Source organism: Brachybacterium kimchii (genome assembly GCF_023373525.1).
Lineage (GTDB): Bacteria > Actinomycetota > Actinomycetes > Actinomycetales > Dermabacteraceae > Brachybacterium > Brachybacterium kimchii.
In genome coordinates this window covers 4154926-4169502 of record NZ_CP097218.1, presented here as the reverse complement: position 1 = coordinate 4169502, position 14577 = coordinate 4154926, and the positions used below count along the sequence as shown (strand labels likewise).

Annotated in this window: 13 protein-coding genes; 3 read left to right on the top strand and 10 right to left on the bottom strand. The window is 70.7% G+C overall.

Features of this window, described 5'->3' with window-relative positions; translation table 11 throughout:
• Positions 1–9: 9 nt before the first annotated feature.
• From M4486_RS18930 to M4486_RS18885, 10 genes are all read right to left on the bottom strand, one after another.
• Positions 10–807 (bottom strand): hypothetical protein, encoded by a 798-nt coding sequence (locus M4486_RS18930; RefSeq protein ID WP_249478868.1) that lies wholly within the window; start codon positions 805–807, stop codon positions 10–12.
• Entirely contained in the window at positions 804–1787 is a 984-nt protein-coding gene (locus M4486_RS18925; protein WP_249478867.1) for a pseudouridine synthase, read from the bottom strand. The genes M4486_RS18930 and M4486_RS18925 overlap by 4 nt, the downstream gene beginning before the upstream one ends.
• Positions 1787–2473 (bottom strand): hypothetical protein, encoded by a 687-nt coding sequence (locus M4486_RS18920; protein ID WP_249478866.1) that lies wholly within the window; start codon positions 2471–2473, stop codon positions 1787–1789. Before M4486_RS18920 ends, M4486_RS18925 begins: the two co-directional genes overlap by 1 nt.
• 259 nt (positions 2474–2732) lie before the next feature.
• A complete protein-coding gene (gene groL / locus M4486_RS18915) occupies positions 2733–4322 on the bottom strand; it encodes a chaperonin GroEL (RefSeq protein WP_249478865.1) in 1590 nt (529 codons plus the stop codon).
• Positions 4323–4325: 3 nt separating this feature from the next.
• Positions 4326–4622, bottom strand: coding sequence for a co-chaperone GroES (gene groES / locus M4486_RS18910; RefSeq protein ID WP_152351674.1), 297 nt, complete (start codon positions 4620–4622; stop codon positions 4326–4328).
• 257 nt (positions 4623–4879) lie between these two features.
• Entirely contained in the window at positions 4880–5773 is an 894-nt protein-coding gene (locus tag M4486_RS18905) for a metallophosphoesterase family protein (protein ID WP_249478864.1), read from the bottom strand.
• A 263-nt stretch (positions 5774–6036) separates the two neighbouring features.
• Entirely contained in the window at positions 6037–7770 is a 1734-nt protein-coding gene (locus M4486_RS18900; RefSeq protein WP_249478863.1) for an ABC transporter family substrate-binding protein, read from the bottom strand.
• 196 nt (positions 7771–7966) lie between these two features.
• Complete coding sequence (locus M4486_RS18895) at positions 7967–9733, bottom strand: ABC transporter ATP-binding protein (protein WP_249478862.1); 1767 nt, start codon at positions 9731–9733, stop codon at positions 7967–7969.
• A gap of 14 nt (positions 9734–9747) precedes the next feature.
• Positions 9748–10752, bottom strand: a complete 1005-nt coding sequence (locus M4486_RS18890; protein WP_249478861.1) for an ABC transporter permease — start codon at positions 10750–10752, stop codon at positions 9748–9750.
• A gap of 7 nt (positions 10753–10759) precedes the next feature.
• A complete protein-coding gene (locus M4486_RS18885) occupies positions 10760–11746 on the bottom strand; it encodes an ABC transporter permease (protein WP_249478860.1) in 987 nt (328 codons plus the stop codon).
• A gap of 245 nt (positions 11747–11991) precedes the next feature.
• Here M4486_RS18885 and M4486_RS18880 point away from each other — a divergent pair, with 245 nt between their 5' ends.
• Genes M4486_RS18880 through M4486_RS18870 form a run of 3 tightly spaced genes read left to right on the top strand, consistent with a single transcriptional unit; the run spans position 11992 to position 14573 of the window.
• The gene (locus M4486_RS18880; RefSeq protein ID WP_249478859.1) at positions 11992–12306 is read left to right on the top strand and encodes a hypothetical protein; all 315 of its coding nucleotides are present in this window, start codon (positions 11992–11994) and stop codon (positions 12304–12306) included.
• Positions 12307–12321: 15 nt separating this feature from the next.
• The gene (locus M4486_RS18875; protein WP_249478858.1) at positions 12322–13302 is read left to right on the top strand and encodes an NADP-dependent oxidoreductase; all 981 of its coding nucleotides are present in this window, start codon (positions 12322–12324) and stop codon (positions 13300–13302) included.
• Positions 13299–14573, top strand: a complete 1275-nt coding sequence (locus tag M4486_RS18870; RefSeq protein ID WP_249478857.1) for a THUMP-like domain-containing protein — start codon at positions 13299–13301, stop codon at positions 14571–14573. The genes M4486_RS18875 and M4486_RS18870 overlap by 4 nt, the downstream gene beginning before the upstream one ends.
• Positions 14574–14577: the final 4 nt, after the last annotated feature.

The following is a 14577-nucleotide window of genomic DNA, read 5'->3' as shown; positions in this document are numbered from 1 at the left end:
GCCACCGGATCACGTCTCCCGGCGATCGCTCCCCGGACCGCGCTCGGCCCCGGTCGCGGAGGCGCGCGTGAGGTCGCCGGGCCGGGCTGGCTCCTTGCCGCCGAGGACCCGCCGGCGGCGGTCGAACTCGGCGAGGAAGGCCGCGGGATCGTCCTCGTACGCCTGTTCCCAGGGCATGCCGATCCTGGCGGCGGATTCCCGGTCGCGCGCGATTCGGTGGGCTCGGCGGTGCGCGGCGACGAGCACCGCGCGGGGTGGCTGCACGGGCAGACCGGCGCTCTCCTGCAGTGCGCGGAAGCCGTCGAAGGAGGCCGCGTCCCAGCCGGACTCGGGGACCACCCACTCCTCGCCGTCGGCGAAGGCGATCACGCCGATCCCGCCGCGGACCGCGTCGGCCTCGATGCGCACCACGTCCGCGCTCGCCCGCACCCCTGCCGTGCGCAGCCCGCGGACCCGGCGCAGCGTCCCGCTCTCGGCATCGAGGAGGACGGTGCGGTGCACGATGATCAGCGGCACGAGCGCCCACAGGGCGACGAGCGCCCACACCGCGAGCACACCCACGAGGTACTGCACGATGCCGGGCGCGAGCAGACGCACCAGCAGGTCGTCCTCCCCCGCCCGCAGTCGCCCGAACCTCCACGCCTGGATGCCGGCGGCGGGGAACGCGCCCAGCAGCAGTGCGAGCAGCGGCAGACCGATGAGCGCCCCGGGCAGGTATCGGGCGCCCAGGGTCGGGCCGACGACGAGCAGCCCGCGGCGCGTGCGACGGGGACGGGGCTCGGCGGCAGGTCCGGGGGTCGCGCTCACGGCAGCTCCTGCTCGCTGCGGACCGCGCGGTCCCGGCCCGTCACGGGGTCCGTGAAGGCGAGCTCCTGGGAGAGCAGGGCGAGGGGCTCGGTCGCGGGGACGGCGTGCGGGTAGAGGTCATCGCCCGCGATCGGGGCGCCGCGATGGGCGAGCTGGGCGCGCAGCTGGTGGGTGCGGCCGGTGCGCGGGTGCAGACGCAGCACGAGGCTCTCGCCTCGCGCCCCGGCGCCGCCCACCGCGGGGCCCACCTCGGCGTCCGCCGCCCGGAGCACCTCCCCCTCGGTGAGGGCGTTCGGCTCTCCGGGGACGACGCGCGTCTGCAGCTGTCCGTGGGTCTTCTCGAGCCGGTCGCGCATCGTGAAGCGCTCCCCCGCACCCCGCGGGATCTGCACGGTTCCGCTCGCCTCGACCCGCGCGAGGTAGGTCTTGCGCACCTCCCCGCGGGCGAAGAGCCCCTGGTAGGCGGCGCGCTCGGCCGGGACGACGCCGAAGGCGAGCACGCCCGCGGTGCGGCGGTCCAGGCGGTGCAGCGGGGCGAGGGTCTCGATGCCCGTCGCGCGGCGCAGACAGACCAGGGCGCTCGCGAGCACATGGGCCCCGCGCGGCATGGTCGCCATGTCGTGCGGCTTGTCGACGACGAGCAGATGGTCGTCGTGCAGCAGGATCCGCGGGTCCGGGCCGTCAACGTTCTCGTCCCGCAGCTCGCGGTGGAACCAGAGCTCGTCGCCGGGCCCGACGGGATCGGACGCCGACCACGCCCGGCCGTCGGCCCCCACCACGTCACCCGCGTCGAAGCGGGAGGCGAGCGCCGTGGCCGCGGGATCGAGCAGCGCGGGGAAGCGGGCCGCCAGGGCGTCGAGGGCGTGCGACGCATCGGCCCCGTCCGTCGGCCCGACCTTCCAGCGCACGGGATCCAGCCCGTCCCGCTGGGGCAGGGGCGGCGCTGCGCGGCGCGCCCGGCGCCGGGCGGCGCGGCCCATCACAGGCCCCAGATCGCGAAGGTCACCGCGTTGTGGGCGATGTAGAAGAGCACGAGCATCGCGAGCAGCAGGTTCGGGTGGGCCTCGGCGAGGGAGATCCAGTCACGGTGGGTGCGGCGCAGCTCCTCGACGCCGATGGACTCGATCTGCTCGATGGGCACTCCGGCGCCGCGGGCGCGGCGCAGCGTCTCGAGCTGGGCGCGGGGGCCGAACACGCGGCCGGAGACGACGGCGAGGCGCGTGCCGTCGGGCCGCAGCAGCTCGAGGGCGTCGAACATGGATCCGGAGTCGAGCAGCTCGGCGGCACGGCCGGGGCGCCTGATGTCGCGGATCGCGACCACGCTGCCCACCTCGTCCCAGTCCGCGGTGCGGGTGCGGCGGCACAGGCCGCGCAGGCGGAAGCCGTGCTCGTCGACCTGCAGCCAGATGGTGAGGGTGCGCAGGGCCCACCCGATGGTCACCACCAGCACGATCACCCAGATCAGCAGCGGGAGGGTGAAGACGGCGTCGTGGCCGAGGCGCGCGTCGTGCCACAGGTGCTGGCCCAGGAAGCTCGTGAGCACGAGGAACTCGAGCACGCCGGCGCAGAGCGCTGCGGTGATGAGGGTGCCGACGACGCCGCTCGCGGCGGGCCCGTAGACGCGCTCGGGCATCGCCTCGGGGGCGTCCGAGCTGATGGGGTCCACGGCGCTCCCTTCGTTCCTGCTCCGTGCCTGCGGCGTGCATGATGCGTGCGTGGCGACGGCATGCTGGGGTGCACTGCCGACGCGCCGACGGGTTCTGATTCTAGGGTCCCGCTCCCCCGTCCCTGGGAGCACTCCGCATCGCGTCGCGCACCGCGCGGGGACGGCTCCTCCCGGTCCGGTGATCGCCCGGCACCGGACAGCGCGGCGCCCCGCCGGAGGGACTCCGACGGGGCGCCGCGATCGAGGGGCGGGAGGGGACTCAGTCGTCCTCGTCCTCGTCCTTCTTCTCGACCACGAGGGTCTCGGTGGTCAGCACCAGCGCGGCGATGGAGGCCGCGTTGCGCAGGGCGCTGCGGGTGACCTTCACCGGGTCGATGATGCCGGCCTTCACGAGGTCGACGTACTCGCCGGTCGCGGCGTCGAGGCCGTGGCCGACCTCGGCGTCCTTGACCTTCTCGACGACGACGTAGCCCTCGAGGCCCGCGTTCTCGGCGATCCAGCGCAGCGGCTCGACGAGCGCCTTGGCGACGGCGCGTGCGCCGACGGCCTCGTCGCCCGCCAGGCCCAGCTGCTCGGAGAGGACGGAGGACGCCTGCACGAGCGCGCTGCCGCCGCCCGCCACGATGCCCTCCTCGATGGCCGCACGAGTCGCGGAGACCGCGTCCTCGATGCGCATCTTCTTCTCCTTGAGCTCGACCTCCGTGTGGGCGCCCACCTTGATGACGGACACGCCGCCGGCGAGCTTCGCGAGGCGCTCCTGGAGCTTCTCGCGGTCCCAGTCGGAGTCGGTGGCCTCGATCTCGGAGCGGATCTGCGCGACCCGGTCCGCGACCGCCTGGTCGTCACCGGCACCGCCCACGATGGTGGTGGTGTCCTTGGTGACGACGACACGGCCGGCGTGGCCCAGCACCTCGGTGCCCACGGACTTGAGGTCCAGGCCGAGATCGGGGGTGACGACCTGGGCGCCGGTGAGCACCGCGATGTCCTGGAGCATGGCCTTGCGGCGGTCGCCGAAGGCCGGGGCCTTCACGGCCGCGCCCTTGAAGGCGCCGCGCAGCTTGTTCACGACGAGCGTGGACAGGGCCTCGCCGTCGACGTCCTCCGAGATGATGAACAGCGGCTTGCCGGACTCGACGACCTTCTCGAGCAGCGGCAGGATGTCGGCCACGGCCGAGATCTTCCCCTGGTTGAGCAGGACGTAGGCGTCCTCGAGGACGACCTCCTGGCGGTCCGCGTCGGTCACGAAGTGCGGGGAGATGTAGCCCTTGTCGAACTGCATGCCCTCGGTGAAGTCCAGCTCCATCGCCGTGGTGGAGGACTCCTCCACGGTGATGACGCCGTCCTTGCCGACCTTGTCGAAGGCCTCGGCGAGCAGCTCGCCGATCTCGCGGTCCTGGCTCGAGATGGCGGCGACATCGGCGATCTGGTCCTTGCCCTCGATCTCGATGGCGACCTCGCCGAGCTGCGCGGAGACGGCCTCGACCGCGGACTCCATGCCGCGCTTGAGCGCGGAGGGAGCGGCGCCGGAGGCGACGTTGCGCAGGCCCTCGTGCACGAGCGCCTGGGCGAGCACGGTCGCGGTGGTGGTGCCGTCACCGGCGACGTCGTTCGTCTTGGTGGACACCTCCTTCGCGAGCTGCGCGCCGAGGTTCTCGTAGGGATCCTCGAGCTCGACCTCGCGGGCGATGGTCACACCATCGTTCGTGATGGTGGGCGCGCCCCACTTCTTGTCGAGGACGACGTTGCGGCCCTTGGGGCCGAGCGTCACCTTGACGGTGTCGGCGAGCTTGTCGACCCCGCGCTCGAGGGCGCGGCGCGCTTCCTCGTCGTAGATGATCTCCTTGGCCATGGATCAGGCCTCGACGATCGCGAGGATGTCGCGGGAGCCCAGGATCAGGTACTCCTCGCCGGAGTACTTCAGCTCGGTGCCGCCGTACTTCGAGTAGACGACCTTGTCGCCGACCTTGACGTCCAGCGGGATGCGCTGGCCCTTGTCGTCGAAACGGCCCTCGCCGACGGCGACGACGGTGCCCTCCTGGGGCTTCTCCTGGGCGGTGTCCGGGATGACGAGACCGGACGCGGTGGTCTGCTCAGCCTCGGTGGGCTGGACGACGACGCGATCCTCGAGGGGCTTGATGGAGACCGACATGCGGCTCACTCCTTCGTGTTCTAAGACTCGACGTGAGTTCTGGACGGGTTCCCGGTCCTGGTCGTCGTCGCGGTGCCGACCCGGGGGAACCCGGTCGCGGCGGCCATCTGGCACTCTCGGCCGATGACTGCCAACGACGCCACTCTAGAACCCGCTCTGGCACTCGCGCAACACGAGTGCTAACCCTCGGGACGGCTGTTCGCCGTGGGCCGAGAGCGAGGTCGGCCGGGGCGGCGGCGGGCCGGCACGGAGCGGGCTCAGCGCCCGGCGGCGCGGAGGATCTGCGCGACGACGTCGGGCCCGAACTCGTAGACGGGCCGCTCGGGATCCTCGAGGGTGTCGCCGCCGCTGGCCCACTCGGCGCTCGTGGCGCGGACGCCCGGGGCCCCGGGGGCGTCGATCTCCACGAGCTGCGCGCCCGAGCGCGCCCCGGCCCGCTCGACACCGCCGGCGGCGAGAGGGTCGACGACGTTGGTGATACCGGGGCCGACGAGCACGGGGATGCCGGCGATGCTCCCCGTCATCGGGTGGTGGTAGTGGCCGGACAGGATCGCGCGCACGTCGCTGCCCGCGAGGACGTCGGCGAGCGCGTCGAGGCCGTCGAGGTCCAGGCCCCGCAGCAGCGGCGTCGCGCCGACGAGCGGCGGGTGGTGGATCGCGAGGACCGTCGGCCCGTCCGCCTCTCCCCCGGCGGGCGCACCACTGGCGGCCGGTGCGGCGAGGACCTCCCGCAGCCACTCCAGCTGCTCGGGGTCGAGGTGCCCGTAGCCGGCGCCCGGGACGCTCGAGTCCAGGACGATCACGCGCCCGCCACGGGGCAGCGCGCGGACCCGGTCCTGCCAGGGGCCCCCGTGGTCTCCGGGGCCCGCGACCTCGGCGTACGCGGCGGGGACGTCGTGGTTGCCCATCGTCACCACGAGCGGCGCACCGAGCGATGCCGCGAAGGGGTCGACGAGCTCGTGCAGCAGGCGGTAGCTCGCGACGCTGCCGTCGTCCGAGGCGTCGCCCGTGTGGACCACGACGTCCACACCCTCCATCCCGCGCACGCGCGCGAGAACCGCGCGCAGGGCGGCGGCGGTGTCGATGCGGTCGTAGTGGCGGGAGGCGGGGTCCCCGTAGAGATGGGTGTCCGTCAGCTGCAGGATGCGCATGCCGCCAGCCTACGAGGGGATGCCGACGGAACGGGCCCGTCGTGGCTCACCCGTGGCGCCCGAGCACCCTGAGGGCGAGGAACATGAGTACTGCGAGGGCGCGGCCCGCGGTCATCCAGGTGATCGAGCGCGCGGCCCGTGGCGATCAGCGCGCGCATGTCCTCCGCTCTCCCCTGTTGGGGAGGCCTTCGCATGCCCCAGCGCCGCACACGACGCAGGGCCGCCCCGCACGGTTGCGAGACGGCCCTGGGCGAGGAGCGCGATCAGCCCTTGAGCTTGTCGGAATCCTTCACGTAGCCGACGAGGGTCCAGTCGATGTCAGCGAACCCCTTGGCCCCGAAGTTCGCCAGGTCGTCGTTCTGGACGTAGAAGTCGTAGGACTGCCACAGCGGGAGCGTGCCGGCCAGCTCCCACAGCCCCGCATCGGCCTGGTTGATCAGATCGAGGCGCTTGGCGTCGTCGGTCTCGACGGCGGCCTGATCGATGACCTTGTCGGTCGCGTCGTTACCGATCTTGCCGAAGTTCTGACCGCCCTTGGTCTTCCAGATCGAGTCGCCGCTGGAGAGGAACGGGTTGCCGACCCAGCCGAACAGCGTGATGTCGAACTCCTGGGCGCCGATGTACTTCGAGAACAGGTCTGTCGGCGGGACCTTCTGCACCTTCATGTTGATACCCACGGCCTTGAGCTGCTCCTGGACCACGGGCACCACGGCCTCATTAGTCTTCGAGCCGTCGTTGTAGACGTACGTCAGCTCGAGCTGCTTGCCGTCCTTCATGGCCTTCTCGCCCTCGAGCTTGTAGCCCGCTTCCTCGAGCAGCTTCTTGGCCGCGTCGGGATCGTACTTGCCGTAATCCCCCGAGTTGTCCTTGTACCCCTCCTGGTTGGTCATCAGGAGGCGGTTGTTGAGCTGCTCGGGGTTCTTCGGGTACGGCATCGTGGAGTTCACCGAGAGGAAGACCTCCTCGCGATCGATGGCCCGGAAGAAGGCCTGACGCACCTTCTGGTCCGACAGCGGGCGGCCCTTCGATCCGTTCAGGGTCAGGTGGGTCCAGTCCGGCCCGGCGGACTTCCGCAGTGTCGCACCGTTGCCGATCATCGGCTTCACGACGGAGTACTGGGCGGGGACCGTGGTGTTGAGCGCGTCCAGCTGACCATTCTGGAAGGAGGTCGCCGAGGCGGAGGGGTCTTCGATGGTCGTGAAGAGGACCTGGTCGAGGAGCGGCTTGTCTCCCCACCAGTTGTCATCCGGCTCCAGGAGGACCGTCTTGTTCGCCGCATCGATCTTGCCCACCTTGAAGGGACCGGCGGTGACCTTCGGCTCCTTGAGCCATCCCTCGTTGTACGCCTTCGCGGATTCCGCGAGGGAGTCCGGCATGACGGAGATCAGACCCATCCAGTCCGCGTACTTCTCCTTGAAGGTGATCTTGGCGATCAGCTCGCTGTCTCCCTGCTCGACCTTGTCGATGAGCGTGTACCCCTCGGTCGACGCGACCTGGTAATCCTCGTCCTTGCCGCTCTGGATCGTGATCACGTTCTCGATCGACTTGAAGTCGATCGGGGTACCGTCCGACCACTTCATGTCGGGGTTCAGCTCCACCTCGACGACCTGCGGGTCCTCAGAAGTGAGCTCGATGCGCTTGGTGTACTGCGGATTGGCGGAGACCTCGCCCTTGGCATCGGCCTTGATGAGGGAGGGGTACACGAGCGCCATCATCTCCGAGGTGTTCGCCTCCGCTCCGTCGACGTGGAAGGAGTTCCAGTTCGCGGGGAACGCGTTGTTGGACAGACGCAGCGCGCCGCCCTCGCCCAGCTCGCCGCGATCCTTCGGGTTCATGTCGTTGGAGTCGGCCGCGATGGCCTCGCCATCACCGCTCCCACCGGACCCGCCGCCCTGGCCGTTGTCCTGGCTGCAGCCCACGAGGGCCACACCGGTCACGGACAGCGCAGTTGCGCCGAGCATGGAACGCCGCGTGAATCGCATATGTCTCTCCTTCATGCGCGCACCCCGATCCTTTCGGGGCGGCTCGTCAAATCCCCCTCGGCGTCCGCTCCGACCTCCGATGGCCGACGTGACGTGGTGCACAAGGTGTGACCAGCATACGAACGGTAGGTCACGACGTCGTGCATCTGAACAGGGTGTTATCCATTCGCAACGTTCTACACGCGGGGCACCGCCCAGGCGCGGACGGACCTCACGAGGTGGACAGGCTCCCGGTCCCGACGCCACCGTGTCCCTGCCCCTGGAACGCCTGTTCGTCGATCACGTTCCGACCGCGCGTGCGCGCGATCCGGGGATCCGGGATCGGCACGGCCGCCAGCAGCTCCTTGGTGTACTCGTGCTGCGGATCGTCGAAGACGCGCTCCGTCGGCCCGGACTCGACGATCTGCCCCTTGCGCATCACGGAGATGCGGTCGGAGATGTGCCGGACCACCGAGAGATCGTGCGAGACGAAGAGGTAGGACACGCCCAGGCGGGTCTTGAGGTCTGCGAGCAGGGCGAGCACGCCCGCCTGCACGGTCACGTCCAAGGCCGACGTCGGCTCGTCCAGGATGATGAGCTTCGGATCGCAGGCGAGGGCACGGGCCACACCCACGCGCTGGCGCTGACCGCCGGAGAACTCCGTGGGGTACCGCGAGGCGTGCTCGGGCTTCAGCTCGACCGTCTTGAGCAGCCAGTCCACCCGTTCGTTCATCTTCTTCGCGCTGTACCCCTGGACCCGCATGGGCTCCTTGAGGATGTCGCCGATGGGCATGCGGGGGTCCAACGAGGCCATCGGATCCTGGAAGACCAGGGTGACCTCGGAGCGCAGCTTCGCCCGCTCCTTTCGGCTGAGCGAACCCGTGGGCCGTCCGTCGATGCGGATCTCGCCCTGCTGCGGCGTGCGCAGCTGCATGATCTCCATCAGCGTGGTGGTCTTGCCGCAACCCGACTCCCCCACCAGGGCCATGCACTCGCCCTCGCGGATGTCGAAGGAGATGCCGTCGACCGCGCGCTGCTCGCCCACCTTGCGGCGCACCACGGCACCCTTGGTGATCGGGTAGATGCGGTGGAGGTCCTCGACCTCGAGCACGGCGGGTCGGGCCTCCCGCGGACGGGAGTCCTCCGAGGCGGCCACCTCGGCGACCTTTCGCATCGCCGCCCCGGCGACGCTGCCGCCCTCGGCGCCCTGATCGATCCGAGGGACGGCCGAGAGGAGGTTCCGCGTGTACTGCTCGCGCGGCTCGTAGAAGATCTGCTCGACGCCCCCGGTCTCGACCATCTGCGCGTCCTTCATCACGAGCACGCGATCGGCGAAGCCCGCGACCACGCCCATGTCATGGGTGATGAGGATGGTGGCCGCACCCAGCATCTCCTGCGCGGACTTCAGCAGCTCCATCACCTGGGCCTGGATGGTGACGTCCAGGGCGGTGGTGGGCTCGTCGGCGATGATCAGCTCGGGCTCGTTCGCGATCGCCATCGCGATCATGACCCTCTGGCGCATGCCGCCCGAGAACTCGTGCGGATACTGCTGTGCCCGGCGCCGGGGCTCCGGGATGCCCACGGCCTCCAGCAGCTCGACCGCACGATCGGCCGCCTTCTGCTTGCTGACGTCCGGGTGGTGGATGCGCACCACCTCGGAGATCTGGTCGCCCACGGTGAAGACGGGTGTCAGCGCCGAGAGCGGGTCCTGGAAGACCATCGAGATGGTGTCGCCGCGGAGCTGGGAGAGCTCGCGATCGTTCATCGTGAAGATCTTCTTGCCCATCAGCTCGATGTCGCCGGTGATCTGGGCGGAGCCGGGCAGCAGGCCCATGACGGCCAGCGAACTCACGGACTTGCCGGAACCGGACTCTCCGACGATGGCCAGGGCCTCGCCGGGCCGGACCTGGTAGCTGAGATTTTGGACGGCCTGGACATGGCCCGCCTCGGTCTCGAAGCCGACGCTGAGGTCCGTGACGGTCAGGATGGGATCGCTCATGCCTGCTGTTCCTCTCAGACCCGGCTCGAGCCGCTGGTCGGGTCGAGGGCGTCGCGCAGGGCTTCGCCCATCAGATTGACGGAGATGACGAGGGCCGCCAGCACCATGGCCGGCGGGATCCAGGTCCAGGGGGCGGCGATGTTGTAGGCCTGCAGCACCGTGCCCAGGGAGACGTTGGGGTACTGGATCCCGAAGCCGATGAACGACAGGCCGGTCTCTCCGAGGATCGCGGCGCTCACGCCCAGCGTGGTGTCGATGATGATCCAGCTGGCGATGTTCGGGATGATGTGCCGCACGATCGTCGTCACCGGGTTCACGCCCATGAAGCGCGAGGCCTCCACGTACTCGGTGCGCACAAGCTGCTGCGTCATCGCCCGCAGCACACGGGCGGTCAGCATCCACGAGAAGACCGCGAGCAGCGGGATCAGCCAGAGCCAGCTCGCCTGCTGGAGCACCGGACTGAACAGCATCAGCAGCAGCAGTGACGGGATCACCAGGAACAGGTTGATGAGGTTCACCAGCGCGCCGTCGACGAAGGCGCCCCAGCGGCCCTTGTAGCTCACATACCCGGCGACGGTGCCCACGATCAGGGCGAGCACCGTGGTCAGGAGCGCGGTGCCCGCGCCGATGACGAGCGAGATCCGCAGGCCCACCATCGTGCGCGCGAAGATGTCGTAGCCGTTCTCATCGACACCGAACCAGTGGTATTGGGAAGGGCCCGTGAGCGCATTCCGGAGGTCCCGCTCGAAGGGTTCGTACTGGTAGGCCATCGGGGCGAAGATCGCGCCGAGGATCAGCAGAAGCACCACCACCATGCCGATCAGGGCACCGGGGTTGCGCAGGAACCGCCGGCGCAGCAGCTCACCGCGGCCGATGGATTCGAGCGACCGCACATCGCCCTCGGGCGGCTCGGCCTCGCTGGGCGGCATCCCCTCGAGCACCGAGTTCGCCCGGTGGTCGGTCTCGACCTGCAGAGCGGCGGCGTCGTCCGTGCCGCGCATGTCCGAAGGATTCGTCATCGTGCGATCACCTGATCCTCGGGTCGAGAATGCCCTGCAGGAAGTCCGCGAACGTCGCGGAGAGCAGAGTCAGAATGCCGGTGTAGAGCACGACGCCGGCCGTGCCGTTGATATCCGCGATGCCGACGGCGGAGACCGCATAGCGCCCCACGCCCTGCCAGTTGAACATCAGCTCCACGAAGAGAGAGCCGGTGAAGGCGCTGCCCACCGCGAAGGCGAAGTACTGGCCCATGGGGATCAGCGCCATCCGCAGTCCGTGGCGGTTCATCGCCCTGCCGCGGGTCAGGCCCTTGGCGCGGGCCGTGCGCAGGTAGTCGCTGCCCAGCACGTCGAGCGTGGTGACTTTCATGTACCGCGAATAGCTCGCGGCGGCGAAGATCGCCAGCACGATCGTGGGCATCACGATCGCCTTGGATTCGTAGAGGAACGCGTCCCAGCCGTGCAGCAGCGGGTTGACCGGATTGATCGCCGGCAGCCCGAAGCCTGTGCGGTTCTGGATCGCCTGGTTGATCTGCTGGACCACCAGGATGACGACCGGCGTCGGGAGGGAGACGATCACGAAGGACAGCAGCGTCGCGCCGCGGTCGCCGAGCGAGTGGCGACGCACTGCAGTGATCATCCCGACGGCGACGCCCAGGACGGTGCCGATCACGGTGCCGAGCACCACGAGGCGAAGGCTGATCGGGATCCTCTGCTTGAGGACCTCGAGCACGGGACTCAGTTCCTTGTTCGTGCCGGTGGTGACGCCCAGGTCGCCGCGCACGAGGCCGCCCAGCCAGTTGGCATACCGCTGGAACACCGGCACGTCCGGATTGATGTTGCGCGCGTTCAGATAGGCCTGCGCCGTCCCCTCGGGGACCGGCTTCGTGGCGATCGGCGGGTACAGCACCTCTTCGGGATGCATGAGCGACGCTGCCAGCAGGTAGGCGAAGCTCGTTGCCAGGAACACGAGGATCACGTACGTGAGCACCCGTATCGAGATGAACCTAACCACGGATGCTCCTCGGGACGTGCGTCGTCATCTGCCAGCAATTCCTTTCACTGCCCTCGGGCCGACCAGCACGTGCGACAGACGCTTCCGCCGCACGCGGCGCGGCACCTGTGCCGCGCGGGTCGCCGACCCCTCCCGGGCGACCGCGTCTCAGCGCCTCACCGGCGCTCGGCCCCACCATAGTGGCGTGGATCGGTGATCCCGTGCACAGTACGGGGCCGGCGTACCCGAATCGTTATGCTCCTGTCATGACAGCGGTCCATGTGCTCGTGCTCGTGGCCGGCGTCGTCGCCGCGATCGTCCTCTCCGACCTGCTGGGACACCGAGGCATCGGGGCCTGGCCCGTCGGCCTCCTCGCCCTCGCGCTCGTCCCGGTCGCCGGATACTTCTACAGCCCATGGATCGCGGCGCTCTCCCTGGGTCTCGCCTTCGGTGCAGGAATCATGCTGCTGGGAACTCGCATCCGCAGCCTGATGCGCGAGCGGCGCATCGTCCGGGACGCCCGCGAAGCCCGGAAATCCGCGACGGAGTCGATGCTTCGCCGCAACGACGGGGCCCCCTGATCCACAATGGATCCCATGCGCCAGATCACCCTTCCCGCGTTCGGCGATCCCGACGTGCTCCGCCTCGAGGAAGCCCCCGCCCCGCAGCCCGCCCCCGGTGAGGTCCTCGTCCGCGTCGCCTTCGCCGGGCTCAATCCCCTCGACTACAAGCTGCGCGACGGCTCCTCGGGCCGCGCCTCCGCGCTCACCCTGCCCGCCGTGCTGGGCCGCGAGATGTTCGGCGAGGTCCTCGGCGCCGGCGAGGACGTGGACCTGGACGCCCTGGGCATGCCCGTCGGGACCCGCGTGTTCGGCGTCCGCGACCTCGGCGACATGCGCGGCACCTATGCCGAGCAGGTCGCGATCCCCGTCGCCGACCTCTCCCCCGTCCCCGCCGGCGTTCCCGAGGCCCAGCTGCCCGTCTTCGCGGGCCTCGCGCTCGCGGGCTCCACCGCGCTCACCGCCCTCGAGGACGACGCCGAGCTCGCCCCGGGCATGACGCTGCTCGTCCACGGCGGCAGCGGCGGCGTCGGCCAGATGCTCCTCCCGCTCGCCCTGCGCGCCGGCGCCAGGACGGTCTGGGCGACGGGCCGCTCCGCGAACGCGCAGCGACTGCGGGGCCTCGGCGCGCGGCCCATCGCCTACGACACCGAGGACTGGGAGCAGACGATCGACACTGCGACGGAGGGCCGCGGCGTCGACCGCATCATCGACGCCCACTACTTCGACACTTTCGTGCCGAGCCTCGATCATCTCGCGCCCGGCGGCAGGATCGTCGCCCTGCCGAGCCTCGCCGACGTCGCCCCGGCCCGCGAGCGCGGCATCGACGCGCGCGTCACGAAGATGGCCCCGAGCCCCCAGCGCCTGGCCTCGCTCGTCGACGCCGTCGCGGACGGCACCCTGGACGTCGAGGTCAGCACCGTCCTCGCCCCCGCGCAGATCGCCGAGGGCCACCGCATGCTCGAGGACGGCCACACCCGCGGCAAGATCGTCCTGGACCTGAGGGAGACCGCGTGACCGAGGGCCCCGGGACCCAGGGGCTCGAGCAGGTCCTCGAGCCCTCCGGCTGGAAGCTCCTGCAGTCCCTGCCGCCGTACGACGAGCGCGCGGCGCTCCCTCTCGGCGCGCGCCTGCGCGAGGCCGGGCACGCCCCGGAGCTCGTCGCTGCGGTGCTCACCCAGGCGAAGCTGCGCGCGAAGGGCCGCGACAAGTTCGGCGAGTTCGCGGATCGCATGCTCTTCACGGCCGACGGTCTCGAGCAGGCCACGCGCCTGCCGATCGCCGCGCTGCACGCACGGCGCTTCCGCGACGCCGGCATCTCCTCGCTCGCGGACCTCGGCTGCGGGATCGGCGGGGACGCGATGGCCGCCGCGGCCCTGGACCTCGAGGTGCTCGCCGTCGACCGCGACCCGACCACCGTCGCCGTGGCCACTGTGAACCTCATGCCCTTCGAGGGCGCCCGCGCCGAGCTCGGCCAGGCGCAGGACCACGACCCCGCCCGCACCGAGGGCATCTGGCTGGATCCTGCCCGCCGTCGGCCGGCGGCGGGCCGCGCCTCCGGGAGCGTGCGCCTGCGCGATCCCGAGGAGTACTCGCCCCCGCTGTCGACGGTGGTGGACCTCGCCCGCCGCCTCGGGCAGGCCGGATCCGGCCGCGGCGGGGCCGACGAGGACGGCGCTCTCGGAGCGAAGCTCGGCCCGGGCATCGACCACGACGCCCTGCCCGCGGGCACCGAGACCCAGTGGCTGTCCTGGCACGGCCAGGTCCTCGAGGCGACCTGCTGGTTCGGCCCGCTCGCGTCCGCGGGGACGCAGCGCAGCGCGCTCGTGATCGACCGCGGTGGCGCGCACCGCCTCGCGCCCCGCGGGACCCCCGAGGCCGACCCGCACACCGGTGAGCTGGGCGCGCACCTGTACGAGCCCGACGGCGCCGTCATCCGCGCGGGCCTGCTGGGAGAGGTCGCCCGCGATCTCGACGCCCGCACGCTCGACCCCTCGATCGCCTATCTCACGAGCGACCAGCGGATCTCGACGCCCTTCGCCTCCGGCTACAGCGTGCGCGACGTGATGCCCTTCTCCCTCAAGCGCCTCACCTCCTACCTGCGCGAGCACCGGCTGGGGATCCTCGAGATCAAGAAGCGCGGCACCGCCGTCGAGCCCGACGAGCTGCGCAGGAAGCTGCGCCCGCGCCGCTTCGGCGAGGAGCGGGCCACGCTCGTCCTCACCCGGATCGGCGGCGAGCAGCACGTCATCGTCGCCTCCCCGCACCCCCGGCCGCCGGGGGACTGATCCG

Bases quoted from the DNA above. Each gene is read 5' to 3' on its own strand.
- M4486_RS18925 (WP_249478867.1), bottom strand. From the start codon at position 1,787: ATGGGCCGCGCCGCCCGGCGCCGGGCGCGCCGCGCAGCGCCGCCCCTG.
- groL (WP_249478865.1), bottom strand. From the start codon at position 4,322: ATGGCCAAGGAGATCATCTACGACGAGGAAGCGCGCCGCGCCCTCGAG.
- groES (WP_152351674.1), bottom strand. From the start codon at position 4,622: ATGTCGGTCTCCATCAAGCCCCTCGAGGATCGCGTCGTCGTCCAGCCC.
- M4486_RS18905 (WP_249478864.1), bottom strand. From the start codon at position 5,773: ATGCGCATCCTGCAGCTGACGGACACCCATCTCTACGGGGACCCCGCC.
- M4486_RS18900 (WP_249478863.1), bottom strand. From the start codon at position 7,770: ATGAAGGAGAGACATATGCGATTCACGCGGCGTTCCATGCTCGGCGCA.
- M4486_RS18895 (WP_249478862.1), bottom strand. From the start codon at position 9,733: ATGAGCGATCCCATCCTGACCGTCACGGACCTCAGCGTCGGCTTCGAG.
- M4486_RS18890 (WP_249478861.1), bottom strand. From the start codon at position 10,752: ATGACGAATCCTTCGGACATGCGCGGCACGGACGACGCCGCCGCTCTG.
- M4486_RS18880 (WP_249478859.1), top strand. From the start codon at position 11,992: ATGACAGCGGTCCATGTGCTCGTGCTCGTGGCCGGCGTCGTCGCCGCG.
- M4486_RS18875 (WP_249478858.1), top strand. From the start codon at position 12,322: ATGCGCCAGATCACCCTTCCCGCGTTCGGCGATCCCGACGTGCTCCGC.